Source organism: Streptomyces sp. NEAU-W12 (assembly GCF_026242095.1).
Taxonomy (GTDB): Bacteria; Actinomycetota; Actinomycetes; order Streptomycetales; family Streptomycetaceae; genus Streptomyces.
The window spans coordinates 1-1,144 of sequence record NZ_JAPJDM010000093.1 but is presented as its reverse complement, the minus strand read 5'-3'; the positions used below and the strand labels follow the sequence as shown (position 1 = coordinate 1,144).

Sequence of the window (1,144 nt, the reverse complement as noted above, 5' to 3'; positions counted from 1 at the left end):
TTGATCGCTCCGCCGAGGATGCGGGTGCGTAGGAGTTTGTCGGGATGGCCGTGCTGGCGTTCGGCGGCGGGTTCCTCGCTCACGTCGGGCGGGAGTTGGTTCCGGGCCTGGTGAGGCCGGTGCCCGGTGTAGTGATCCTGGTACCGGCCGAGGACGCGACGCCCATGGGCCTCGTTCACGATCAGCACGTGGTCCAGGGCTTCCCGGCGGATCGTGCCGATCACGCGCTCGCAGTGGGCGTTCATTCGCGGCGCCCGGGGCGCGCTGAGCAGCACGTCCACGTCCTCCGACTGGAAGACGGCGTCGAAGGCCTCGGTGTATTTGGTGTCGCGGTCGCGCAGCATGAAACGCAGGGACTCCATCCGTGTGCCGAAGTCAGCGGCGAGGTTGCGCGCCTGCTGCACCGCCCACTGGCCGGTCGGGTGGGCGGTAACTCCGGTCAGGTGCAGGCGCCGGGTGCCGTGCTCGAGGAACGCCGGCACGTACAAGCGCTTGCCCAGGACGGTGTCGAGGTGGAAGAAGTCCGCGGCAATGATCCCCTCGGCCTGGGCAGTGAGGAACGTGCGCCAGCCGGGGCCGGAGCGGCGTGGGGCCGGGTCGATGCCCGCAGCGTTGAGGATCTGCCAGACGGTGGACGGTGAGATCGGGTACCCCAGCCGGGCCAGCTCGCCCTGAATCCGGCGATGGCCCCACCTCGGATTCTCCTCGGCCAGGCGCAGGACGAGCTTCTTCAGCGCGGCCGGGGTCGGGGGTCGGCCGGTGCGGCCGCGGCGCTTGGAATAGTCCCACTTCTTCGCCATCAGCCTGCGGTGCCAGGCCAGTACGGTGCCGGGCTGGACCGGGAAGACCTGCGCCCAGCGACGGCGCGGTATCAGCGAGGACAGGGCAACAAACCAGAACCGGTCGGCCGGCTCGTAGCGCACCGGTCCTGCGATTTGGCGGCGCAGGACCGTGTTCTCGTGCCGCAGCACGAACAGTTCAGCTTCCTTCGTGGTGTCGCGGCGCAGCAGTACGCCGGGGACGGCCAGCAGCTTCCGGGTCACCCTGTACAGCAACGAGACGATCACCATGACAGCATCCCAGCTGCTACCGACGCTCCAGGACATGGGTACACCCCTGCAGCGATGACTTTCCGAGCGGTACA

1 protein-coding gene is annotated in these 1,144 nt (G+C 68.7%); it reads right to left on the bottom strand.

The genetic code is table 11. The annotated features are described in order from the left end of the window. On the bottom strand, positions 1-1,067 hold a 1,067-nt coding region (locus ORI94_RS35205; RefSeq protein ID WP_416237961.1), incomplete at its 3' end, for an integrase core domain-containing protein. Between the last annotated feature and the right edge of the window lie 77 nt (positions 1,068-1,144).